Consider the following 23,988-nt stretch of genomic DNA (forward strand, 5'->3'; position numbering starts at 1 on the left):
CTGCAGAATCTGCGAGAAACAAAAATATCCCGTACTTAAACTTATATCACTTATATGGTTTAAAAAACTTTGCGCCTCTTCTTTCTGAGATTTATTATGCAAAGTTTTTTTTCGCAGATTTGGCAGATAAAGCAGATTATTGTTGCGTTAAAAGATTTTGCATATTTTAAAATATACTAAAGAAATCTGCTCCATCTGCAGAATCTGCGAGAAACAAAAATATCCCGTACTTAAACTTATATCACTTATATGGTTTAAAAAACTTTGCGCCTCTTCTTTCTGAGATTTATTATGCAAAGTTTTTTTCTCGCAGATTTGGCAGATAAAGCAGATTATTGTTGCGTTAAAAGATTTCGCAGATTCTTAAAACATTCTAAAGAAATCGGCTCTATCTGCAGAATCTGCGAGAAACAAATTATCCCTTAATTAAACTTATATCACTTATATGGTTTAAAAAAACTTTGCGTCTCTGCGACTTTGCGCGATTATAAAATTGTATTTTTACAAATTATGTCACACAACGAAACCATTTATCTGGATAATAATGCCACAACCCGAGTTGATGATAGGGTTTTGAATGCTATGCTTCCGTATTTTACTGAATTTTATGCTAATTCGACTGCTTCGCATATTGCGGGTTTAACGGTTCAGGAAGCTGTAGAAAATGCGGCATGGCAGACGGCAGATTTACTAAATGCTGATGCTGATGAAATCATTTTTACTTCGGGCGCTACCGAGGCTATTAATCTGGCGATAAAAGGTCTTGCTGATCAAAATCGAAAACATATTGTTACACTTCAAACGGAACATAAAGCTGTTCTAGAAACCTGTCGTTTTATGGAAAGTATTGGTTTTGAAGTAACGTATCTTCCAACTGCATCAGATGGGATTTTAGATCTTCAACTTTTAGAAGACATAATCACTAATAACACTCTGGTTTTCATTGGAATGTTTTCTAACAATGAAACAGGAACCATACAAGATATCAGTGCTATTTCTAAAATTTTAAAAACTAAAAATGTGCTTTTTATGTGCGATGCGACACAGGCTGTAGGGAAAATTCAAATTGATGTAAAAGAACTCGGAATTGATCTTTTGGCTTTGTCTGCTCATAAATTTTATGGTCCGAAAGGTATTGGTGCTTTATATGTTTCGGCGAAAGCGAAAATTAAATTATCCACGCAGATTCTTGGCGGAAATCAACAGCGAAAACTACGAAGTGGTACTCTTAATACTACAGGAATTATCGGTTTAGGTAAAGCGTGTGAAATAGTTGCAAATGAATTAGATGAAAATCAAAATAGAATAAAACTATTGCGAGATAAATTAGAAAATGGCTTATTGAAATTTGAAGGCGCTTTTGTAAATGGAAATATAGAAAATAGAATTTACAACACTTCAAATATCTGTTTTCCGGGTGTAAATTCAGAACAGCTGATTTTAGGTTTGGGGAATATTTCGGTTTCGAATGGTGCTTCTTGTTCGGCTGTAACGTCTGAGCCTTCGCATGTACTGAAAGCTATGGGATTGTCTGATGAGGAGGCTTTGAGTTCGATTCGCTTTAGTTTGGGGAGATTTACTACTGCTGAGGAAATTGATGTTGCTATTGAACGGGTTTTGGAATTGGCTAGACGGTTACGTGTGTGAGTTTTTTTTACTAAGTCGCTATTTGATTTTGCCACGAAGGCGCTAAGACACTAAGTTTTTTAATCTCACAAAGTTTTCTTTTTTTGCCACAAAGGTACTAAGGCACTAAGTTTTTTTAATCGCGCAAAGTCGCGAAGTCGCAAAGTTTTTAATCAAAACTAAACGTAATTCAATCTTAAAAATAATCTTTGCGCCTTAGTGTCTTCGTGGCAAAACCCCTTTGCTCCTTTGTCACTCTGTTTCTTTGTCTCTCTTAAAAAGAAACTTCAAATAATCTTCTTCGGTGTCGATATCAATATTTCCTTTTTCGAAAGGAACAGAAACTACATCGTCAGTATATTTTTTTAGGAGTTTTTTGGCTCCTTCCTGCCCTTTTAATTCTTGGAGTTCTTGGAAGTATTTTTGGTGAAATAAAACTGGTGTTCCTAAAGTATCGGCGTAAGCTGAAGCGGCAATTCCTTTTTGGTTTTTCTGAGATTCGCTGATTAAATTCTCAAAAATAGAATTTGTTACAAAAGGCTGATCGCAAACTGTTAGAATGCATTGCTCGCAATCTGGATTTTGGAATAATAAATCTGTAATACCTTTTACAATGGAAGAAGACATTCCGGTTTCCCAGTCGGGATTGAAAGAAAACGCTATTTCAAACGAATAAAGCTCTTTTTCGATTAAATTATGATTAGAACCTGTTACGACAATTACAAACGAATTTTCAACTTTTAAAGCTTCTGAAATGGTGTTTTTCAAAAGTGTCGATTCTTTGTATTCTAATAGCTGTTTGGGTCTGCCTAATCTGGAAGAATTTCCAGCAGCCAAGATGATAATGCCTGTTTTATGTCGAAATTTATTCTTCATAATAAACTTCATCGTGTATTTTTCCCGATTTGTATTTTAAAGATGTTCCTATTCTGGCAGATGCTACCGCTTTAATTTCTGAAATAATGGACAACGCAATTTCCTCAGAAGTTTCTGCTCCAATATCTAAACCAACTGGACTATGAATTCGGCTTAATTGTTCTTCGTTTAGGGCAATTCCTTCTAACGAAAGATCGTCGAGCATTTGGCTGAATTTTGACTTTGGCCCCAGAATTCCAATGTAATGGCAATTGGTCTGCAGTAACGATTTTAAAACCGCCAGATCGTATTTGTAATTATGCGTCATCAAAACAAAATAAGTCTGATCGTCGATTGTTATGTTATCTAGAAATTGTTCGGGTTTTAAAACTGAAACCTGGCTCGCTTTAGGAAAGCGTTTTACTGTTGCATGTGTTGCACGACCTTCGCCAATGCTTATTTTCCATCCTAAAACAGCTGCCAGTTTTACGAGTGGCTGAATATCGTTTCCTGCTCCCGCAATTACCAGTGAAATAGATGGTTTTATGTATTCTATTAAAGCTTCGCTGTCGTTTTCTTCCTGAAGTTTCTTTACTACAGAAGCTTTGCTTTTCAAAACTTCTTTTACATCCGAAATTAAATTTAAAACTTCGTTGTTATGATTTAAAATCGGACTGTCTTTTCTGAAAAACAAAGTTGTTCCTATTTGAAAAGCATTTCTCTTTAAAGAGAAAACCGTGACAATTACGGCTTCTTTTCTTTCTAACTCTAATTGCTGTAAAAGCTGAATGGGATTATTTTCTTCGTCGTCGTTAATGTATTCAAAAAGAATATGAACAATTCCGTTGCATCCGAGTTGTAAGCCTACTTCAGCATCATCTTCGTTGCCTGTATTATAAGTTACCAGTTTATTTTGTTTTTGATGGATGGAAAGAAGTGCTTTTCGCAACGCATCTCCTTCAAGACATCCTCCGCTTATAGCGCCTGTCAGCAAACCGTCTTCTGTAACGAGCATACGCGCGCCAGGCTGTCTGTAGGACGAACCTTCGACTTTAACTACGGTAGCCAAAGATGTTTTTTTTCCTGCTTTCTTAGCTTCAGAATATGCTTTTAGAATTTCGCTGATTTCCTTCATATTAAATATCTTCCAAACAAAAATAAGGAATTCTTTTAAAGGGAAATAATTCCCATAACAAAAGCCGTCTGCACAGCTTCGGCAGTATTGGTGACTTTTAATTTTTCTATAATATTCTGTCTATGACGTCTTACTGTATAAACTGAAATATGCATTTCTAATGCAATCTGTTCGCTTTTATTTCCTTTTGCAACGCTGGTCAAAACTTCTCTTTCTCTTTTCGAAAGTATATTTTCTGTATTGTTTTTATATTTTTCAGATTCAATTATTTCGCCCGTTTTTATATTAAAAATCTTTCCATCAATTCCAGTTCGAGACTGTAAATCTGTTGATGGCAGATACAAACATAAGGCAAGGGAAATGCTTCCGTTATTGAACGTATTCAAATAAATAGTTCGGTGATTGATATAACTAATTTTATCATTAGAATCCTTCATTCGAAGTCTGCTGAAGGTGCTGTAATTGCTGTATTCTTCTTTCGGAATTTCTTTTAAAAACTGATAAAAATTAAGTTCCAAAACGTGTCTTTCGATCAAATCGTCTGAATTGATTTTAGTAAAAATACATTCTTCAAAAGCAGAATCAATTTCAGAATCTTCATTTGGAAGTCCGAAAACAGAGCCAAAACTTCCCGAATAAATATAACTTTTGTCTAGCTGATAATCGGATAAAACAGCTACACATTGTTCTATTTTGACATAATTGCGCACAAACTGCTTGTACATTTCGATATCATTTGATTCTCCAATCTCAAATTTCTGTTCTAAAAAGGTAGTCATTAATTGGTTTTCGACGGAAGAATTCTGTGGCATTTAAAAGTCAATTGGTTAATTTTACGTATTGCCCTTTTTGAAAAGCAATTTTATTTTTGAAAAATTAAAAATATTACTTTCTATCCCAAAAAAATAATCTATGAAAACATTTTTTTACAATGCCATTATTATTCTTAGCCTTTCTGCTTTAACAAGCTGCAATAATAAAAGCGAAACTGCAAAAACAGCCATGAAACAAGAAACAAAAACAGACTCAGCCTTTGTAAACGGTTCGCCTTGCGATATTAAATTATCTTCTATCCATTTTACAAAAGCGGTTAACGGTGCCGATACGCTGATAAAAACGGAAGCAAATGAAAAAATCGTTTTTAAAGCGGGCGAAAAAACGGATTATTTTTCTGATCCAGACGGAAAATTATCCAATACAACTGCACCAATGCTTTTGTCTAAAGTAGACAACACAAAACCTTTTACGCTTACCGCGAAAGTTACTCCGGAGTTTACAAAAACAGGTTTGTACAATGCTGGGGTTTTATATATTTATGTGAATGATAATTTTTATCAGAAGTTTTGTTTTGAACAGGACGAAAGAGGCAATCATAGAATTGTAACGGTTCGCACAATGGGCACTTCTGATGATAACAATCATGATGTGGTAAAAGAACCTTCCGTTTACATGAAAATCTCTTCAGACACTAAAACGGTGGCTAGTTATTATTCGTTAGACAAAAAGAATTGGCAAATGGTTCGTTTGTATAAAAACAACTATCCAAAAGAAATCTGGATGGGAATTAGCACACAATGTCCTAAGGAAAAAGGTACTCAAAGTATTTTTGAAGAAATCAGTTTAGAAGAAAAAAGTGTTGCTGATTTTCGTTTAGGAATTTAAATAATTTTAGATTTTAGATTTTAGATTTTAGATTTTAGATTTTAGATTTTAGATTTTAGATTTTAGATTTTAGATTTTAGATTTTAGATTTTAGATTTTAGATTTTAGATTTTAGATTTTTCTAAAAAAATCGCTGCGCTCTTTTTTTGGAATTTGGAATTTGGAATTTCAATTTTGGAATTTTGAAATTTACCTTTAGTTAATCATTTTTTTAAACCGATGTCTGATTTATATTACTAAGTTTTGTATTTTTATCAATAGCAAAATAATATTATTACCTAACTTTAAAAATAAACTACATGGGAAAATTTGTAATTACTACCAGAGCTAATGGAGAGTTTCAATTCAATTTAAAAGCTGGTAATGGCCAGACCATTTTAACAAGTGAAGGTTATACAACAAAAGCAGCCTGCAGCAACGGAATTGAATCTGTTAAAAAAAATGCACCAGACGATGACCGTTATGATAGATTAGAATCTAAAAGCGGCAAACCATATTTCAATTTAAAAGCTGGAAACGGTCAAATTATCGGTCATAGCGAAATGTATGAAAGTACATCGGCTAGAGAAAACGGAATTGAATCTGTTAAGAAAAATGCTCCTGATGCTACAATTGACGATCAAACGGCTTAATTGCCATTTTATATTATAAAAAAAGCTGTTTCTATTGATTTAGAAACAGCTTTTTCATTTACTAGATTCTCTTTATCTATTTTTTAGTCTTCAACTGATACAAAACAGAACTATGAGGTTTTAAATCGGCTGTTATTTCTTTTGAAGTTACTTTTGATTTTTCGCCCGTCCACATGTTTAAAACTTCAACTGAACTAGAAATCCCCAATTCCGAAAGATTTACAGAAACTTTCTGTGAAGCGTTATCCGAAATATTGAATAAAGCCAGATAAACGCTGCCGTCTTTTGCATTTTTTGATGTCACGGCAATTTTCCCCTCTTTCTGAAAAAGCTGTTTTACATTACTGCTTTCATTATGCATTTTTACAACCTCTTTATTGGTCAATAATGATAAAGTGAAAGCATCGTTACTTGGTAAATCTCCTCCAAAAAACAATGGCGATTTCAAGATATTAAAAAAGGTAATCAAAGTATATTGTTCGTCTTTGGTCAAACGCGTCATTCTATCCTCGCCTCTTTCTCCTCTTATGGAAATACGTCCTAACGGAATCATATCGCAGTCTGGCCAAGTTCCCGGTGCAATGTACGGATACCATTTTTGCGCCACATCCATCAAATGGGTAATATGAGGCCAAGTATCCCAAACATCATCAACCATACGCCACATATTGGCATGTGTGCTCACGTGAGCTGCAGCTGAAATTGGTGTTTCTCCTGGCGAAGTGCTTAAAACAATTTTGCGTCCGCATTTGTCGATCGCATTTCTAATTAAGTTGATTTCGCCTTCGTGATAAGGTCTCGACAAATCATCAATTTTAATAAAATCTACTCCCCATTGTGCGTACAATTCGAAAATAGAATCATAATATTCCTGCGCTCCAGGTTTGTCTGCCACAACGGTATAATTGTCTCTCAACCATTCGCATTGCAAGGCGGTAGAATAAACCTGATCTGCTGTAATTCCGTTTGTGCCTTTTATGGCCAGTTTATCTTCAACGGCTTTTTTAGGAATACCACGCATGATATGGATTCCGAATTTTAGTCCTTTTTTATGAATATAATCGGCTAAAGGCTTAAAACCTTGACCGTCTTTTGCTGACGGAAATCGGTTAACGGCGGGCAAATATCTTCCGTACTGGTCGATTACATAACGCGGATCGGTCTGATTGTAACCTCCCGCTTTGTCATTTTCTACAAACCATCGAATGTCGACTACGATATACTCCCAGCCGAATTTCTTCAGCTCTTTTGCCATATAATCGGCATTGGCTTTTACTTCGTGTTCTTCAACCGTTGGTCCGTAACAATCCCAGCTGTTCCAGCCCATTGGCGGCGTCTGAGCCCATTGTTTGAATTCTTCTTTTTGAAATGCTTTGGTTTGAGCATTTCCTAATGTTGACAGCAGAAATGCTCCTATCGCCATTGTAAATAAGTTTGTAATTTTCATTGTAAGCGTGGTTAAGTGTAAGTTATACACTTTAAAAGTACTAAAAAAAACGTACGATGATTCTTTTTTTATTATTTCTATCAATGAATTACAAATTTAATGTAAACAAAAAATGCAGAAAAGTTTCGTTTTCTGCATTCCATATAATTTATATTTTTAGAATTTTCAATCCAATAAAAACACAATCAACCCTCTTGCTCCATGAGCTCCGAGAACCAAAGACTGCTCAATATCAGCAGTTTTGGACGGACCTGCAATAAAAGTTCCAAAACCGTATTCCTTGTTTCCGATTCTTTGATACGCTTGCTGCATTGTTGGAACAAGATCACTTTTATGAACAATAATCGCTAAATATTGTGCAATAAATGGCGCTACACGCTGTCCTAAAATATCATCGGTTACCCAAAGTCCGCTGTTTTCTGCTACTCCAAAATGAGCTTTTACAACCGTTAATTCCACATTTTGCAGTGAATGCGGATCTACGTTTTTCCAGTCTAAAGAAGCAATTTCTGAAAGCTCTGGAAGCGTAGTAATTACTCTTTTCTCCAGATTATAATTAGATTTGATGTAATTGATGATTTCGTTATAATCGGCCACTTCAACTGGATCGCCACCAATGCCTTTCAAAACGGTTTTATAAGTTTCTAATACGTCAAATTGTTCTGAACCTAAAAGATTTAGATCTGGCAATTCTGAAACCAAATCGGGCTGATTCAGTTTTATTCTTTTTAAAATTTCGCTTTTACTGCTCATTCTTATTCTCTTTAGATTCTCTCGAATTTTTCTTGTACCATTCTCTAAAAGACTCTTCTGGAACATCTGGCATTTCGCGCTGATCGTACCATTTATTCATCTTATTATTGACCATTCCTGGAATATTCTTCATTACAAATCGTCCTGATTTTCCAGCAATATTAAATACCGTCGGATTTGCCAAAACTGTTGCCATGGTTTTCATTGCTACCGTTTTTGCTTTAGGCGTATGCCCTTCCTTAACCAAAACCTGACGCCATTTGTATAATTGGTCGTGAATATCAATTTTTACAGGACAAACGTTGGTACACGAACCGCAAAGTGTACTTGCAAAAGGCAAATCGGCATTTTTGCTCATATCTAGATTTGGTGCCAAAATAGAACCAATTGGTCCTGCAACCGCATTGTGATAACTGTGTCCGCCACTTCGTCTATATACTGGACAAGTATTCATACAGGCACCACAACGAATACATTTTAGTGAATTTCTAAAATCTTCTCTTCCTAATTGCGTACTTCTTCCGTTGTCTACAATTACGATGTGCATTTCTTTCCCGTCTCTTGGCTTTTTAAAATGGCTCGAAAAAGTGGTAATCGGCTGTCCTGTTGCACTTCTTGCCAATAATCTCAAGAAAACGCCTAAATGTTCTCTTTTCGGAATCAATTTCTCAAATCCCATACAGGCAATATGAACGTCTGCTAAGTGCGCACCCATATCGGCATTTCCTTCGTTGGTGCAAACCACAAATTCGCCCGTTTCTGCAACCGCAAAATTCACTCCAGTCAAAGCTACTTTTCTAGTTAAAAAAGTATTCCTCAAACTCTGGCGCGCAGATTCTGTCAAATATTGCGGATTGAAATTTCCTTTTTCTGTTCCTAAATGTTCATGGAAAGTTTCGCTTACATCTTCTTTTTTTAAGTGAATCGCTGGAAGTACAATATGACTTGGCGGTTCTTTTCGAAGCTGTACAATATATTCTCCTAAATCAGAATCAATTACTTCTATTCCTTTTTCGGCTAAATAATCATTTAAATGGCATTCTTCTGTAAGCATTGATTTGGATTTCACCATTTGCTTAACCTCATGTTTTGCCATGATAGAATGCACTATTTCGTTGTGTTCTTTGGCATCGGCTGCCCAATGCACAATGATTCCGTTTCGCTGCGCATTGGCTTCGAATTCGACTAAATAGTCGTGAATATTAGAAAGAACATTAAATTTTATTTGAGATGCGGTTTCGCGAAGCAATTCCCAATCTTCAATTTGGTGTGCAGATTTATCTCTTTTAGCACGAACAAACCAAAGTGTTTCATCATGCCAATTGACACGTTCTACATCTTTGTTAAATTTGGTTGAAGCTTCGCTATGTGATATTACTTTTTCTGAAGACATTTTTAACTATTTAAAAGTCAATTTTTGAAATGTTTATTATTGCTATCTTTATTTAACCACAAGGTTTGCAAAGCGAATTTTTAATCTTAGCGTACTTTGCGGTAATTTTTTAACGCAAAGTACGCTAAGACTATTTTAATTGCGAGACTAAGCAAAACCTAGATATTAAGTTCGCAAAGCTTTGTGCAGATAAAGCTTTGTGAACTTTTCATTTTAATGATTCTCAAAAAAGCTTTGCGTTCTTCGCGTAAAAACCTTTGCGTGCTTTGCGGTTAAAAAGCACATTCACTTTTATTTCTAATTTTCTAGTGAATTTAATATTTCAGCGATGTGAATGGTTTTGATTCTGCTTTTTTGTCTTTTTAGAATTCCATCTAAGTGCATTAAGCAAGACATATCTCCACCGGTAATAAAATCCACATTATGGCTTTCGTGATCTTTAATACGATCTTGACCCATTTTTACAGAAATAGCTTCTTCGGTAACGCAAAACGTACCTCCAAAGCCACAGCATTCGTCTTTTCTAGTTAAAGCCACCAAATCCAAATCTTTAATGCTATGCAATAATTGTTCTGGTTTAGAAAAAAATGGTGCATTTAACTCTGACATTTGCGAAAGCTTTAATCCGCGCTGACCGTGACAGCTTACGTGCATTCCCACTTTAAACGGAAATCTTCCGTTAATGTGATCTACTTTTAAAACGTCGGTTATAAACTCAGTAAGTTCATAAACCGTATTTCGAATTGCTGTTGCCTTCTCTTCTTGTTTTTCGTCATGCAAATGGTCTTTTACATGCAAAACACAGCTTCCAGAAGGACAGACGATATAATCAAATCCAGAAAAATTGGCAATAAAATTGGCGTCACATCCTTTTGTTAAATGCGCGTAACCACTATTGGCCATTGGCTGTCCGCAGCAGGTTTGTCCCATTGGGAATTCTACCTCACAGCCTAATTTTTGAAGTAATTCGTAGGTTGCGATTCCTACTTTTGGATAAAATTGGTCGACATAACAAGGTATAAAAAGTCCAATTTTCATATTGTAGTATTTAGTGTGTTGTTCATTAGGCGTGTACTGTAAAAATGTAAAAAATACGTTTATACCGCAAATTTACAACATACCCACCGTTTTTACCTAATGTTTATAGAATTTCAAATCAATTAAATCATTCTGAATTGGTTTTGGATTCCAGTTATCATGAATGGCCAATGCTGCACCCAACGCGCTCGCCTGCGCCATAGAAGCCGCATAAACCTCAACATCTGGAAAAGCTTCTGCCAATAAATTCATATAAATAGAATTTTTACTGAAACCTCCATCCACAAAAATCTTTTTTACCGGACTGTTGTGAATCACCAAATTGGTCGAAAAAACCTGCTGTTCTACCAAATCTAGCATTAATTGATGGTAAGCTGTTTCGTAATCTTTATAGTGGGAAAGATCCCTTTTTTGAAAAGGACATTCTTTCAGAATATCAAAATTGTATTTTTTTGGATAGATAATTTGAAAATTAAGCGCTCTCAAATTGGCCACAATTTTTTTATCAAAATACACTTCTTTGTAAGTATCAACCGGAACATTAAAATGCTGCGCCAAACATTTGGTCTGCACTTCGTGTTCATTTCCCGCAAATAAACGAGCTGCTTTTACTGGCTTCTCCGTATACTGCATATAGCAAAGACAGTCATTCTGCAGTTCGTCAAAAGTCAGCGGTTTGTTGTTGAACGGATTTAAAGAAATACTCCAAGTTCCTGTAGACAACAATACAAATGGCTCCGTAAAGTTGATCGTATACGGAATAATCGCCGATGAACTATCGTGTAAACCAACTCCAACCGCTAAGTTTTCGCGGGTCATGATAATGTCTTTACCAAAATGTATTGGAGGTATTTTTTCTGCAATATTTTCTTCTTTCAGCCATTTATGATATCTCATTTTTTTGAAATTCCATAAATTCGTATGACAGCCAATACTGGTAATATCGGCGTAGGCTTCATTCGTTAAAAGAAAACTTAAAAACTGCGGCAAGTGCAGACAGTATTTTACTTTTTCGAAGATTTCAGGCTTTTGTTCTTTTAATCGGTAAATCTGCATTCCCGAATTTAAACTGCCCAAAACTGGAGAAGCGGTTTTTACTGCAAACTTCTTTTCTCCTTTGTATTTTTCGTAGAATTCAGATTTTAATTCCTCTGGATACTCTTTTAAATAATTATACAGAGGAGTTAAAACTTTTCCGTTTTCGTCAATGTATACGAAACTGGCTCCGTAAGTGCTGAAATTGATGGCTTTTAAAACATACTCTTTCAGTTCTTTTATTTCAGATAATCGATCTAAAATCCAATTTTTCAGTACTTCGATATCTTCACACGGAAATCCGTCGTCGTCTGTGGTTTCCTCTAGATTTACCGATTTCTCCCAGACAATTTTATAATTTTCGTTAAATAAAAAAACCTTTTTGTTTGTTTTACCAATATCAAAAATCGCAACTACATTCATTATGGGTTATGAGTTATGGGTTGAGGGTTATGAGTTATGAGTTATGAGTTATACAAATACATGTTGTGAGTTTGTGCTTTTGAGTTTAATATTATTAAGGTGATCTTCAACTTTTAACTCAGAACTCAGAACTCATAACTTTTAACTTAAATAACTTAAATTATAATCCCGTTGCTACTGTTTTTAAACCTCTTTCGTCAATCAAAGTTCCTCTAACCTGAAGCGAACGATATAATGCTACCGGATTTAATGCCGCACCTGAACGAAGACGAGCTTCAGCCACTAATGCGCGAACATCTGTACGGAAAGCATTTTGAAGAATTTCCTGCGCTTTTACAACATCATTTTCTTCTTGTGCCTGCTCTAAAGCTTTTCTATCAACAGAAAGTGCCTGAGCATAAGCAATCATAATGGCTTCTACAGACTGCAATAAATCTTCTAAAGGATCTTTAATGTTGTGAGAAGCGTCGATCATCCAGCCTAAATCTTTGGCGTGATTCATTCCTCTTGCATCCATTCCTTCTACCAATTCATTGAAAATCAAGAATAATTGATAAGGTTTTAATGCTCCAGCTGTTAAATCGTCATCACCATATTTCGAGTCGTTAAAGTGGAATCCTCCTAATTTGTTTTCCATCAATAAAATAGAAACAATCTGCTCGATATTAGCATTTGGAAGATGGTGCCCTAAATCTACTAATGTCTGCGCTTTGTCGCCTAACTTTTTAACATACGAATAAGACTGCCCCCAATCTGCTACAGTCGTAGAATAAAAGTTAGGCTCAGCACATTTGTATTCTAAAAATAATTTCCAGTTTGAAGGCAATGCATCGTAGATTTCTTCTAAACTTTCTAATGTATTTTGATAAGCTTTTCTAAAGTTTAATTGTCCGGGAAAATTAGAACCATCAGCTAACCAAACGGTTAAAGACTCAGATCCTAATTCGATTCCGTGTTTAATAACTTCAATATTGTGTGCGATTGCCTGTTTACGAACCGCTTTGTTTACGTTTTGTAAAGAACCGTATTTATAAGTGTGCTCAGCATTTGCCTGATCCTGAAAAGTATTCGAATTCATGGCATCGAATTTTAATCCGTGCTGTGCTGCTAATGTTTTAATTTCATTGTAGTTTGTTGGAATATCCCACGGAATATGTAATGAAATTGCTCCAGAAGCATTGTTTAGTTTATGAAGCAAACCAACATCTTCAATTTTTTCTTCTAAAGAGCGAGGTTCTCCTCCGCCAGCAAAACGTCCAAATCTTGTCCCTCCTGTTCCTAAAGCCCAAGATGGAATGGCAATTTGAAAGTCGATTAGTTTTTGAATAATCGCTTCTGTTTCATTAATTTCTGATGCCGTAAAAACTAATTTGTTCTGGTGTTTTTTTAATAAATCCTCGTTATGAGATTCGATGTGGTTTGATCCGATTAACATAGTTATTGATATTTTAATAGAGTTTACAAGATATATAATTTTATATTTTTAGTATAGTTTTTTAACACATTGTTCCCTTAAATGGAACGCTGATAAAACGGATTCGCTATCGCGAAAACGCGGATTAATACGGATTTTTTATCTTTAATTGTAAAATCTGCGTCAATCAGCGTTTTCGCGATAGCGAATCCGCGTTATCTGCATTCTATTTTTCTATGTGTTCAAATTTTCTCCCGCTCCCGATAGCTATCGGGATTGCAGATTGAGCAGATTTTTTAAATCATTCTAATCCTTATAATCTGTGGCTAAAACTTTTACTAAACATTAAATTTATACAATCTAAACTCTTGTTTTACTTCACTTTTTTTTGATTTTTATAAAGCTGAAAAGCGCTATGTCTAAAAAAATCTAACGTTCGAAAGAATTCGAACGCTAGACCACAAAAAACCACTTTTGCTTAAACAAACTTATATAAAAAACCTAAACAATCTTTATCTATAAAAGCCCATGCCTACGCCACCATCTACGTTTAATGCGTTTCCTGTAGATTTACCTAGTAAACCTCCAACAAAAGCATAACATGCGTTGGCAATATCATCTGGCAATATGATTTCGTTTAATAACGTACGTTTTGCATAGTAAGCCGGAAGTTCTTCAACTGTAACTCCGTATGCTTTTGCACGACCTTCTGCCCATCCGCCAGACCAAATGTTTGAGTCTGAAATTACGGCATCAGGATTTACTGTGTTTACACGAATTTTATCTGCTCCTAATTCAGCAGCCATTAAACGTGTAAGGTGCGCCTGTGCAGCTTTTGCCGAACCATAACCAGGATTGTTCGGACCTGCAACTACTGCGTTTTTAGAAACGATATTTACAATATCTCCTCCAAAACCTTGTTTGCGCATTACTTCGATTCCGGCTTTAGAAACAATAAATTGTCCTTTAACCAAGATATCGTATAATCTATCCCACTCTTCCAAAGTGTGTTCTGCGATCGATTTAGAAATACTGATTCCAGCATTATTTACCACAATATCAACACCTCCAAAAGCTAAACAAGCTTCGTCTAATGCTAATTCTGTACTTTTTTCATCTGTAACATTCAATAAAGTGCTAGAAACGGCATCTTTACCAAATGCTTTAGTAAACTCAGCTGTCGCTCCTTGCAAACGCTCTTCGTTAATATCATTGATAACTACACAAGCACCTTCTTGAGCGAATTTTTTAGCGATAGCTTTTCCAATTCCGCCTGCAGAACCTGTGATCAACGCCACTCTTCCAGACAAGGCTTTTGGTTTTGGCATACGCTGTAATTTAGCTTCTTCCAATAACCAATATTCAATATCAAAAGCTTCTTGGTGCGGTAAAGAAGTATATTCAGAAACTGCTTCTGCACCTTTCATTACATTTACAGCATTGATATAATATTCAGATGCTAAACGCGCCATTGTTTTATCTTTAGCAAATGTGAACATACCAACACCAGGATATAAAATTACAACTGGATTCGGGTCACGCATTGCTGGCGAATTCGACTTTTTACAAGCATTGTAATAGTCTTTGTACATTGCACGGTAAGCTTCAAATGCAGGTGTTAATTTTGCTTTAACAGCCGCAACATCAGATAAATCTTCGTTTGGATCCAATTCTAAAACCAATGGACTGATTTTAGTTCTTAAAAAGTGATCTGGACAAGAAGTCCCTAATGGAGCTAATTTTGAAAGATCATTAGAATTAATGAATTCTAAAACTCTTGCGTCATCAGTATAATGTCCGATCATTTGACGTTCTGACGAACAGAAACCTCTTAAGATTGGAGCTACTTTTGCTGCTTTCAATTTACGGTCTGCTTCTGGAAGGCTGTCTATTTTTTTACCTCCAAAAACTGGACGTTTTTTTCCATAGTTATCTTCTAAGTAAGAAGCGCATTTCTCGATTACTTCCAACGTATTGATATAACTATCGAACGCAGTATCACCCCAAGTAAATAAACCGTGAGAACCTAACATGATTCCGCGAAGTTTTTTACCTTTTTGGGCTGCTTCTTCTAAACAAGCTCTCAACTGAAGACCAAGATCAAATCCTGGACGCTGCCAGCCTACCCAACCGATTTCTCCGTTGAATAATTCTTCTGTGATTTGCTTCCCATCTTTCGCCGCAGCGATAGCAATTGCCGCATCTGGATGTAAATGATCAATATGTTTGAATGGAAGAAAACCATGTAAAGGCGTATCGATTGAAGGCGCTTTTGAAGCCAAATCGAAAATACAGTGATTGAACAATTCTACCATTTCGTCTTCAAACTCAATACCTCTGTAAACATTTTCAAGATTACGAAGTCTGTCTAAATACAAAGCCGCACAACCTGATTTTGTCAAAGTACCGATATCACCACCAGAACCTTTAATCCACATTACTTCAGAAGATTCTCCTGTAAGAGGATCTTTGTCTGTAATTTTTACAGAAGTGTTTCCACCGCCGTAGTTGGTCAATCTTAAATCAGCTCCTAACAAGTTAGAACGATAAATAAAAAGCGCTACTTCATCACCTGCCAATGCTGCTGCCTTAGCTTCATCCCAAAGGTAGCTTACGTGCTTAAAATTCATATTATTAATTGTTTTTGTATTCGACATATACTATTTTATTATTCTTGTATTTATTTATAATGAGTTACCAATTCCTACCAAAACGATTGCAAGCATTATCAGACCAATTCCCCAGAAAAAAGTTCTTAAAGTCTTTTTAGAAACTCCAGTCCATTCTTTCAAATAAAATCCCCAGAAATTTGCTGTAAGGATAATGGTTGCCATGTGCAAAATCCACGAACTTGCACCGTTACCTAATTTGCTCTCTCCCATTCCGTAAAAGAAAAACTGCAAAAACCACATGGTTCCAGCCAGTGCAGAAAACAATACATTTTTAGTTATCGGAGTAGACTTATTGGTATAATCACCAATAGTTTTATTTTTAAAATTTAAGTAAAGACACCAGATAAAGTTGGTTGTAAGCCCCCCCCAAAGCAAAACCACATAAGTCACATTGTTTTGAAATAGCGGATTAGAACCATTTAGTATAGCTTGCTCTGCCATAGGTTTTCCAGCCTCGATTCCGTAGTTAAAAAAGGAACTTAAAATTCCAGATATCACTGCTACAATTAATCCTTTTACTAGATTGAAATCTTTGTCTTTATCTTCGTGACCCGTTGCAAAATCTTTCTCTTTCAGCATTCCTGCTTTTCCAGAAATAGCAATACCTATAAGATATACGACCACTCCTAGTAAAACTAACTGTCCACCTGAATTAGAAAGCATGTCAGAAAATGAAATTTTTCCTTCTGTCGGAACAAAATCATAATAAATTGAAGGAACTAATGCACCAAATGCAGAGCAAAATCCAAGTGTTATAGAATTCCCCAAAGACATTCCTAGGTAACGAACTCCAAGACCATAAGTAAGTCCGCCGATTCCCCAGATTAATCCCATTGAATAGGTAAAGGCTTTTATTGAAGGAGAAGCTGTTGCTATAATTTCACCAAAATTTGGAATCGTTAAATAAGCTGCGATTGGCGGAACAATTAGCCAAGAGAAAAATCCTCCTACGAGCCAATAGCTTTCCCAAGCCCAGTCCTTCACTTTTTTAAAAGGCATATAAAAACTACCTGAAGAAAATCCTCCGATAGAATGAAAAATGATTCCTAATAATGATTCCATTTAATAAATTTTAGTTTTTGGTTTGTTAGATAGCAATTTGGTTTTGTAAAATAAGAGAATGTCAAAAAGAAAACTGTCCTGTACTATCCTTTACGGATTTCGTAATTTTTGTTAAAACTAAGGATTATTAGAAATAACGGCTTGTAATTATTGGGTAAATAAATTTAAAATGGCTATTTTAGCAATCGATTTCGCAATTATTGATTCCGCATTCGGGTTAAAATTTAGGAATTATAAAAAAAAGATTACAAGCCTTAACAAATTCTCTTTTTAAATATCTAAAATAATTCTGCCTACACAGATTCTTTCGAAAGAAAAGATTTTTGTGAATTATTTAGAATTAAAATGGGTTTCGGTGCAATACGAAGCAAATTTTCTCAAAATGAACATGATTAAACTTATTAAAATCGACGAAGATTCTCGAGTTCCCAAATACAAGCAGATTGTTGACTCTATTCTTCAGAACATCGCTAACGGAAATTTGAAAATCAATCAAAAAATTCCTTCTATAAATAGTTTCAGTGAAGAGTTTTATATGTCACGCGATACTGTCGAGAAAGCTTATAATATTTTAAAAGAGCGAAAAATCATTTCTTCTATTAGAGGAAAAGGCTATTATATTACTCGAACAAAGCTAGAATCTAAAGTTAATATCTTGTTTCTAACCAATAAATTGAGCTCGTATAAAATGAAAACATACAGCTGTTTTATTGATACTTTGGGTGCTAATGCACACGTTGATCTTCAAATTTACCACTGCGATGAAACTTTATTCTTAAATATATTAGACAAGTTTGAAGGTGCTTACGATTATTACGTGATTACAACGCATTTTAAAACAGACGAGCTAAAACATTTAAGCTTTACAGACAATGTGGTAAACGCAATTAATAATATTCCGCAAGAAAAACTGGTTATTTTAGACAATATCAAATTAGGAACTGGCGATAACGTAATCAAAATTTATCAGGATTTTGAAAATGATATTTATAATGCGCTAAAAGAAGGACTTTCTAAAATAACAAAATACAAACGTTTAATTCTTGTTTATCCAGACAAAGCGGTTTATCCGTATCCGAGACGAATTCTACACGGATTTAGAAAATTTTGTGTCGAGCACGAAATCAATTTTGAAATTCTAAGTGAGGTTTATGATGATATGATCCTTAAAAAAGGTGATCTATTTATTACAATCGAAGAATCTGATTTAGTGAATTTAATGAAACAGATTCGCGATGAAGAATTTGTTTTAGGAAAAGAGATTGGCGTTATTTCTTATAATGATACACCTCTAAAAGAATTATTAGGCATTACCGTAATGTCAACCGATTTTAATGTAATGGGAGAAACTGCTGCCAGAATGATCTTGAATAAAGAAAAAGGTCAGGTAAAAGTGCCTTTTAATTTTATAGATCGAAATTCTATTTAAGGTACTAAGGTTCTAAGATACTGAGGCGCTAAGGTTTTTTTTGCCACTAAGGTTCAAAGACACAAAGTTTTTTCGCCACGAATTCACGAATTTTCTCGACTTCAATTCGTGCGATTCGCCACAAAAACACCAATCTATTCTATTCGCCACGAATTCACGAATTATATATAAAAATTCGTGAATTCGTGGCAGAAAAACTAACCGCATAAGTCTTCTTCCGAAGTTTTGGGACGCTCAGCCTGACAGACGCAAAAAAGCTATCCAATAAAATTTGCGCTAATTTGTGTAATTTGTGGTAAAACCATTCAAGAAAAATTTGTGCAATTCGTGGCGAAAAAAACACAAATATATCCGCCACCAATTCCCGAATCATATATAAAAAATTCGTGAATTCGTGGCGAAAAAAAAACACATAAAAAAACCTCGCCGATTGACGAGGTTTTAGTTGTATTATTTTTTTGATTCTTCGATAGAAACTTTTCTGAACTCTTTTAAAAGTTTTTCAATTTCTAAAGTAGCTTTACGTGCTCTTGGTCCTGCAGCCTTGATACCTTTCTCAGTTAAAGATTCAGCTTCTGCTTTGAATGTGTCAATTTCGGCGTTGATTTTTACTAATAAATCTTTCATGCTTATATATTGTTAAATTAAGCCACAAAAATAAAAGTTTGTGTGATAGTTACAACAATTTTGCTGTTAAATTTAATGACGTTTTTCATTCATTTTCTTTACAATAAATTGACTTGCTTTGTTTTCAAAAACCCTGCAAACACAATACATTAACAATCAAATACTTATTCGCCCATTTTTTTTAAAAGCTTATTTTAAAGCTTTGTAGAAAGTATCTAAATCTTACCATTTTTAGCTAAAATTATAGCATAAAATCATTGTATTTGTTAATTTTCATATAGAAAAATAGCTTTAAATAGCATAAAATTACTCTATTAAAGTCTTATTGAGGTAAACATTCTCGAAAGTAATCCCATTAATAATACTTTTATCAATCTTCATTTTTACCGATTCTATATTCAGATTTTCAAATTTAAAATTGCTCAATCTCACATTCGGATCTTTCTCTACACCATAAAAATTGGTGCATTTAAGATTGATATTGTTCAAAGTAATATGATCTCCATAAGACAACGGAATATCTTTACGGTCTTTTAGATCATAAAACTGACGCCACGCAAAAATAGCCAGACCCGTTTCTGCCTCACCTTGAATATTTTCAAGCAAAATATATTCGTAGCGCTGCGGCGTGTCAGGTCTCATTTTCAGCCAAAGCAATCGAGAAGCTCCATTTATCTTGCTGTTTCTAAAAATTACATTCCGGTTATGAATTGCTTCGCTTCCATTGGTCAATGCCGAATGACAAAATCCAAAAGTGCAATCCTCTATTATGATATTTTTATTGGGTCCGTTATTTTCGTCTTTGTCTGCATAAGGTCCTTTGCCTCCTTTTAAAGCGACGGCATCATCATTAACCGACATATAACAGTTTTTTATTAAAACATTTTCGCAAACATCAAGATCCACGGCATCTGTACTAGGAGCTTTGATTCCAATATGCGGCGAGAAAATATAAAGATTCAGCAATTTTACATTTTTGCATTTATAAAAATGATTCGTCCAAAAACCAGAATTAATCAATTTTACATCCTGAAACTGGACATCATTGCAATTCCATACAAAAATTAATCTAGGTCTGGACACTTCAAGATTTGTACAATCGGGGTTTTCGCTACGTCTTTTCCAAAAAGCTTCCCAAAACTTTTTACCATTTCCGTTTATAGTTCCTTCTCCAGAAATAGAAAAGTGATCCACGCCATAAGCATTTACCAAAGCAGGAAAATAATCCAGATTTTGTCCTTCTATTCTCGATGGTCTTATAGGATAATCCGCAATTGCATCTGACCCCTTTAAAACAGCTCCTTTCTCTAAATACAAAGCTGTTTTGGGCTTGAAGAATAAAGCACCGCTCAAGAAAACGCCACTAGGAACTACAATTACACCTCCACCATTTAACGAGGCTTTGTCAATTACAGCTTGAATGTTCTTGGTCTGAATTAATACACTATCTTCCTTAACCTCGAAATCTGTTATACGATACTGTTTTCCTAAATCTTTCAATTGCAACTTCTCATCGTTTTTAAACCAGCTACTTATCGGACTTCCGTCAGGAAAAGAAACTGTGTTTTGCTGCGAAAAAGAAAGGTTTAAACTGCTTATAAGGGTTGCAAGAACTAGAATCTTTTTCATCTGCATAACCGTTTGAAGTTTTTAAATTATTTAATGTCAACCGTAACTTTTGCAGAAAGCTGTTTGGCTAAATTTGTCACATAATTGGTGAAAAAAGCAGAATCTTCAAAACCTTTGTCTGCGCTTAATTCCCATGCAGCAACAGCATAGTAGCTAATTTCTTTATTGTTTTCTATTTTTAATTTTGCCAAGTACGAATCTGTCAGCTGCCCTGTTTTAGGAGCTTCTATATAGCCCTCATAAATATTTTTAGGCACTAAAATAGCCGAACCTAAAATCCATTGACGGTCATAAGTAAGACGGTCATGCAGAATCAAACAAACCCAGTCACCGGCTTCGATAACTTGAAGCGGATTTTTATTATTAAGATTGGAAAGCGCGGCTAAAAATGTTTCATTTCCTTTAATACCATTGATAGACACGGTATTTTTATAAGCATACATTCCCGGCCAAATCGAAGTTGTTTCTTTCGCTTTATATAAGTTATCAGAAGCTTTCCAATTTTCATAATAATAACTCAGGACTGACTTCACAGGGCCTTCTGCTACGATTTTGAAAGTTGTTTTTTCTATATTATTAATCGTGTCATTTCCTAAAATTCCAAGTCTATTAATTTTATTATCAACTAATAAAGCAAAACCACCTAAACCAGAAGAACTTCCCACAGGAAAAACATCTCTTCCCCAATCTAACATCACGTGATAATTGTCTTCAACGGCACCTTTACTATTTATTCCGACATCTTCTGGAGTTATTCCTGGAAGTTTTTTACCAAAAACATCCTTACAGTTTCTTCCGTCTAGGTAATGTCTAAAACCAACTTTATCATTTTCCCATGTTGGCCCATCGGTCTGATATTTTTGATATCCTAATTTTTTATGAACCTGATTTGCCATTAAAACTTCCTGTGTATCTGGATGAACAGGAAGATCTTTTCCTTCTCGTTTTCCAAAACGAACACTAGTTTTTATCGTAAATTTCGGATCAGTTTCTGACCATTTTAATTGAATGTTTTTTTCTTCATTTGGCAAAAAATCAGCTGTAAAGAAAAGTTCATCCCATTTTCCATCTCCATTAAGATCATTTGTCTGCGCAGGAATGGTATCTGTTTTAAAAAGCAGAATAGGAAATGTTCCTTTTATATTCTTTTCTCGTAAGTCCTTTCTTTTAATAGAAATTGCTTTTTGCGAGAGCGCCAATGAACTGCTGTTTTTTAAAACGATTGTTTTTTCTGATACATTTTGAGAAACTTTACAGCTCATTAATAAAGCTGTTGCTAAAGTAATTGGAAGATAAAATAATACTCTTTTTTTCATTCTGATTATTCTTTTTTTATGTGAACAATTTAAGGGTTTTAATTGTTATAATAACACTTAAAATCGAAAAACTTTATTCAAAACAATAAGTGAACAATAAAAAAGCAGGATAACGAACAACATTTATCCTGCTTTAAAAGCGGCATTTTTATGAAATGCGCTCACGAAAAATATGAAAAAATTAATTACATTAAAAAGTACATTGCTCTGTAGTAGTCCTGAAATTTTTTCTGAGAAATTTGTGAAGGTTTAAAAGATTTTTCCTCTTGTTTTTGATCCAACTTACTGCTAAAGAAATTTTTTAATTCTACTACAATTTCAGTTCTTGTTTTTAACTCATCAAATAAAATCAAATTATTGGTTTCTTCTAAAAATGACAAGCTTCTATAAAACTGAACATTGAATAGGCAAACCAAAATATTGGTTCCTCTTTTACCATTCGATAAAAAATTAAGCAATTCGCTATGATTGTATATTACATAGACAATACGGTCAAATTCTTTCTCTTTCTTATCAAAAAATGATTCTTCAATAAAATCAAAATTTTCTTTAAACCTTCTTTTGAACATTTTTAAGAAAGTGTCTTTGCTATCAAAAACTAAAACTTTTTCCTTCTGCATTACTACTTTTTTTTTAGAAACACAGCAAATTTAAAGTAGTAAATAATAGCAAAAGTCCCCAAAATGCCATAAAACAAACATTATAAGGTATTTTTAATTTTTTATGATGAGTCTGACTTTAATTTATCTATCGAATGTTTTTTTGAAGCTGCTGCAGAGATTTATCACTTGAACTTTTGATCTGGCTAATTACCAATTCGGCTATCTTAGTGGCGCCCAATAATGAAAGATGCGTATCGTCTGCTTTATCTTTGTCATAATACAAATTCTCGCCAGCTTTAAAATGCAAATGCAGTTTTTTTGAATTTTCTGGTCCATAAGATTGTTCCAACAATTCGGTATAATATTCTAAATCTATAAATGGAACTTGATATTCCTGCGCAACTAATCTTGTTTCTAACGGATAATCTCCATGTGTAGGAACCAAAACTCCTTTCTCATTAAAGTTACGTCTCGCTATAGAAGTTAACAAGATTGGAATAGCTCCTTTTTCTCTGCTTTCTTTTACAAATTTGATAAGGTTGTATCTATAAGCAGTATGTGGATTGGTATAACGTGCTGGGTCTTCAATTTTTTGGTCATTATGCCCGAACTCGATAAAAACATAATCTCCTTTTTTGAGTTGGCCATAAATAGAATCCCAACGCTTTTCTGCAATAAAACTTTTGGTACTGCGTCCGTTTACTGCTTTGTTTACTACTAGTATATTATCTGTAAAGTAAGGCTGCAAAACTTGCGCCCACCCGTATTCTGGATTTTTTTCTGGATCTTTTTTGTTCGCCATTGTCGAATCGCCAATGCAATATAATGTCGTTTTTTGTGCGAAAGCTACAGAAGTAACTAGTAGAGTTAGAAGAATGTATTTTTTCATTTTTTTAATATGTTAGATGCGTTGTGTTTTCTAACCGCAAAGTGCGCCAAGTTTTTCTTTTTAATCTCGCAAAGACGCAAAGGCGCAAAGTTTCCTTTTAAGCTTAAATTTTTGTGTTAGACGCACTGCAGTGCATCTCTACAATTCGATTCGTAAAAACCTTTGTCTCTCTGTCACTTTGAACCTTTGAACCAAAAAAACAAATCGTTAGACTGCGGTGCGTCTCTACAATTCGGTTCGTAAAAACCTTTGTCTCTCTGTCACTTTGAACCTTTGAACCCAAAAAAAAAAAACGTTAGACACACTGCAGTGCGTCTCTAAAATTCAATTCGGTTCGTAAAAACCTTTG

20 protein-coding genes are annotated in these 23,988 nt (G+C 34.6%); 4 read left to right on the plus strand and 16 right to left on the minus strand.

The window, feature by feature from the left end:
- Positions 1 to 510: 510 nt before the first annotated feature.
- On the plus strand, positions 511 to 1,647 hold the full coding sequence (locus EG814_RS16740) for a cysteine desulfurase family protein (protein ID WP_125723046.1): 1,137 nt from the start codon (positions 511 to 513) through the stop codon (positions 1,645 to 1,647).
- A gap of 231 nt (positions 1,648 to 1,878) precedes the next feature.
- Here EG814_RS16740 and EG814_RS16745 read toward each other — a convergent pair whose 3' ends face one another.
- The 3 genes from EG814_RS16745 to EG814_RS16755 are packed head-to-tail and all read right to left on the minus strand — an operon-like array spanning position 1,879 to position 4,395.
- A complete protein-coding gene (locus EG814_RS16745; protein ID WP_235831000.1) occupies positions 1,879 to 2,502 on the minus strand; it encodes a nucleotidyltransferase family protein in 624 nt (207 codons plus the stop codon).
- Positions 2,492 to 3,616: an XdhC family protein gene (locus tag EG814_RS16750; protein ID WP_125723048.1), complete on the minus strand. Its 1,125-nt coding sequence runs from the start codon at positions 3,614 to 3,616 to the stop codon at positions 2,492 to 2,494. Before EG814_RS16750 ends, EG814_RS16745 begins: the two co-directional genes overlap by 11 nt.
- Positions 3,617 to 3,651: 35 nt before the next feature.
- A complete protein-coding gene (locus EG814_RS16755) occupies positions 3,652 to 4,395 on the minus strand; it encodes a response regulator transcription factor (protein WP_235831001.1) in 744 nt (247 codons plus the stop codon).
- Between the two features lie 133 nt (positions 4,396 to 4,528).
- Between EG814_RS16755 and EG814_RS16760 the strand changes: the two genes are divergently transcribed.
- Together EG814_RS16760 and EG814_RS16765 are read left to right on the plus strand one after the other, a co-directional pair.
- On the plus strand, positions 4,529 to 5,278 hold the full coding sequence (locus tag EG814_RS16760; RefSeq protein WP_125723050.1) for a DUF1349 domain-containing protein: 750 nt from the start codon (positions 4,529 to 4,531) through the stop codon (positions 5,276 to 5,278).
- A gap of 299 nt (positions 5,279 to 5,577) precedes the next feature.
- Positions 5,578 to 5,910 carry a YegP family protein gene (locus EG814_RS16765; RefSeq protein WP_125723051.1) on the plus strand — a complete coding sequence of 111 codons (333 nt, stop codon included), beginning with the start codon at positions 5,578 to 5,580 and terminating at the stop codon, positions 5,908 to 5,910.
- A 76-nt stretch (positions 5,911 to 5,986) separates the two neighbouring features.
- Here the strand turns inward: EG814_RS16765 and EG814_RS16770 are convergent, their stop codons facing one another.
- The 8 genes from EG814_RS16770 to rhaT all read right to left on the minus strand — a co-directional run bounded on the left by EG814_RS16770 (position 5,987) and on the right by rhaT (position 17,147).
- Positions 5,987 to 7,357, minus strand: coding sequence for a glycoside hydrolase family 27 protein (locus EG814_RS16770; protein ID WP_125723052.1), 1,371 nt, complete (start codon positions 7,355 to 7,357; stop codon positions 5,987 to 5,989).
- A gap of 165 nt (positions 7,358 to 7,522) precedes the next feature.
- Positions 7,523 to 8,110 (minus strand): LutC/YkgG family protein, encoded by a 588-nt coding sequence (locus EG814_RS16775; RefSeq protein WP_125723053.1) that lies wholly within the window; start codon positions 8,108 to 8,110, stop codon positions 7,523 to 7,525.
- Positions 8,100 to 9,503, minus strand: coding sequence for a lactate utilization protein B (locus tag EG814_RS16780; protein WP_125723054.1), 1,404 nt, complete (start codon positions 9,501 to 9,503; stop codon positions 8,100 to 8,102). Before EG814_RS16780 ends, EG814_RS16775 begins: the two co-directional genes overlap by 11 nt.
- Before the next feature lie 297 nt (positions 9,504 to 9,800).
- Positions 9,801 to 10,541: a (Fe-S)-binding protein gene (locus tag EG814_RS16785; protein ID WP_125723055.1), complete on the minus strand. Its 741-nt coding sequence runs from the start codon at positions 10,539 to 10,541 to the stop codon at positions 9,801 to 9,803.
- Between the two features lie 96 nt (positions 10,542 to 10,637).
- The gene (locus EG814_RS16790) at positions 10,638 to 11,999 is read right to left on the minus strand and encodes an FGGY-family carbohydrate kinase (RefSeq protein WP_125723056.1); all 1,362 of its coding nucleotides are present in this window, start codon (positions 11,997 to 11,999) and stop codon (positions 10,638 to 10,640) included.
- 160 nt (positions 12,000 to 12,159) lie between these two features.
- Positions 12,160 to 13,434, minus strand: a complete 1,275-nt coding sequence (locus EG814_RS16795) for a TIM barrel protein (RefSeq protein ID WP_125723057.1) — start codon at positions 13,432 to 13,434, stop codon at positions 12,160 to 12,162.
- Positions 13,435 to 13,925: 491 nt separating this feature from the next.
- Entirely contained in the window at positions 13,926 to 16,070 is a 2,145-nt protein-coding gene (locus tag EG814_RS16800; protein ID WP_125723058.1) for a bifunctional aldolase/short-chain dehydrogenase, read from the minus strand.
- Positions 16,071 to 16,097: 27 nt separating this feature from the next.
- Complete coding sequence (gene rhaT, locus EG814_RS16805; protein ID WP_125723059.1) at positions 16,098 to 17,147, minus strand: L-rhamnose/proton symporter RhaT; 1,050 nt, start codon at positions 17,145 to 17,147, stop codon at positions 16,098 to 16,100.
- 388 nt (positions 17,148 to 17,535) lie between these two features.
- On the opposite strand from rhaT, the gene EG814_RS16810 reads away from it, so the two are divergent.
- On the plus strand, positions 17,536 to 18,576 hold the full coding sequence (locus EG814_RS16810; RefSeq protein WP_125723060.1) for a GntR family transcriptional regulator: 1,041 nt from the start codon (positions 17,536 to 17,538) through the stop codon (positions 18,574 to 18,576).
- Positions 18,577 to 19,026: 450 nt separating this feature from the next.
- Here EG814_RS16810 and EG814_RS16815 read toward each other — a convergent pair whose 3' ends face one another.
- The 5 genes from EG814_RS16815 to EG814_RS16835 form a co-directional block, all read right to left on the minus strand.
- Entirely contained in the window at positions 19,027 to 19,203 is a 177-nt protein-coding gene (locus EG814_RS16815) for a histone H1 (RefSeq protein WP_026729959.1), read from the minus strand.
- 306 nt (positions 19,204 to 19,509) lie between these two features.
- Positions 19,510 to 20,832 (minus strand): rhamnogalacturonidase, encoded by a 1,323-nt coding sequence (locus EG814_RS16820; RefSeq protein ID WP_125723061.1) that lies wholly within the window; start codon positions 20,830 to 20,832, stop codon positions 19,510 to 19,512.
- A 26-nt stretch (positions 20,833 to 20,858) separates the two neighbouring features.
- Positions 20,859 to 22,148 (minus strand): DUF4861 domain-containing protein, encoded by a 1,290-nt coding sequence (locus EG814_RS16825; protein WP_125723062.1) that lies wholly within the window; start codon positions 22,146 to 22,148, stop codon positions 20,859 to 20,861.
- Between the two features lie 185 nt (positions 22,149 to 22,333).
- Positions 22,334 to 22,768, minus strand: a complete 435-nt coding sequence (locus EG814_RS16830; protein ID WP_125723063.1) for a hypothetical protein — start codon at positions 22,766 to 22,768, stop codon at positions 22,334 to 22,336.
- 127 nt (positions 22,769 to 22,895) lie between these two features.
- Entirely contained in the window at positions 22,896 to 23,639 is a 744-nt protein-coding gene (locus EG814_RS16835; RefSeq protein WP_125723064.1) for a rhamnogalacturonan acetylesterase, read from the minus strand.
- Positions 23,640 to 23,988: the final 349 nt, after the last annotated feature.

The organism is Flavobacterium ustbae, from assembly GCF_003946915.1.
Taxonomy (GTDB): Bacteria; Bacteroidota; Bacteroidia; order Flavobacteriales; family Flavobacteriaceae; genus Flavobacterium; species Flavobacterium ustbae.

Excerpts from the sequence above, each read along its gene's own strand:
- EG814_RS16740 (WP_125723046.1), top strand. The coding sequence starts at position 511 with ATGTCACACAACGAAACCATTTATCTGGATAATAATGCCACAACCCGA.
- EG814_RS16745 (WP_235831000.1), bottom strand. The coding sequence starts at position 2,502 with ATGAAGAATAAATTTCGACATAAAACAGGCATTATCATCTTGGCTGCT.
- EG814_RS16750 (WP_125723048.1), bottom strand. The coding sequence starts at position 3,616 with ATGAAGGAAATCAGCGAAATTCTAAAAGCATATTCTGAAGCTAAGAAA.
- EG814_RS16755 (WP_235831001.1), bottom strand. The coding sequence starts at position 4,395 with ATGACTACCTTTTTAGAACAGAAATTTGAGATTGGAGAATCAAATGAT.
- EG814_RS16760 (WP_125723050.1), top strand. The coding sequence starts at position 4,529 with ATGAAAACATTTTTTTACAATGCCATTATTATTCTTAGCCTTTCTGCT.
- EG814_RS16765 (WP_125723051.1), top strand. The coding sequence starts at position 5,578 with ATGGGAAAATTTGTAATTACTACCAGAGCTAATGGAGAGTTTCAATTC.
- EG814_RS16770 (WP_125723052.1), bottom strand. The coding sequence starts at position 7,357 with ATGAAAATTACAAACTTATTTACAATGGCGATAGGAGCATTTCTGCTG.
- EG814_RS16775 (WP_125723053.1), bottom strand. The coding sequence starts at position 8,110 with ATGAGCAGTAAAAGCGAAATTTTAAAAAGAATAAAACTGAATCAGCCC.
- EG814_RS16780 (WP_125723054.1), bottom strand. The coding sequence starts at position 9,503 with ATGTCTTCAGAAAAAGTAATATCACATAGCGAAGCTTCAACCAAATTT.
- EG814_RS16785 (WP_125723055.1), bottom strand. The coding sequence starts at position 10,541 with ATGAAAATTGGACTTTTTATACCTTGTTATGTCGACCAATTTTATCCA.
- EG814_RS16790 (WP_125723056.1), bottom strand. The coding sequence starts at position 11,999 with ATGAATGTAGTTGCGATTTTTGATATTGGTAAAACAAACAAAAAGGTT.
- EG814_RS16795 (WP_125723057.1), bottom strand. The coding sequence starts at position 13,434 with ATGTTAATCGGATCAAACCACATCGAATCTCATAACGAGGATTTATTA.
- EG814_RS16800 (WP_125723058.1), bottom strand. The coding sequence starts at position 16,070 with ATGTCGAATACAAAAACAATTAATAATATGAATTTTAAGCACGTAAGC.
- rhaT (WP_125723059.1), bottom strand. The coding sequence starts at position 17,147 with ATGGAATCATTATTAGGAATCATTTTTCATTCTATCGGAGGATTTTCT.
- EG814_RS16810 (WP_125723060.1), top strand. The coding sequence starts at position 17,536 with ATGATTAAACTTATTAAAATCGACGAAGATTCTCGAGTTCCCAAATAC.
- EG814_RS16815 (WP_026729959.1), bottom strand. The coding sequence starts at position 19,203 with ATGAAAGATTTATTAGTAAAAATCAACGCCGAAATTGACACATTCAAA.
- EG814_RS16820 (WP_125723061.1), bottom strand. The coding sequence starts at position 20,832 with ATGAAAAAGATTCTAGTTCTTGCAACCCTTATAAGCAGTTTAAACCTT.
- EG814_RS16825 (WP_125723062.1), bottom strand. The coding sequence starts at position 22,148 with ATGAAAAAAAGAGTATTATTTTATCTTCCAATTACTTTAGCAACAGCT.
- EG814_RS16830 (WP_125723063.1), bottom strand. The coding sequence starts at position 22,768 with ATGCAGAAGGAAAAAGTTTTAGTTTTTGATAGCAAAGACACTTTCTTA.
- EG814_RS16835 (WP_125723064.1), bottom strand. The coding sequence starts at position 23,639 with ATGAAAAAATACATTCTTCTAACTCTACTAGTTACTTCTGTAGCTTTC.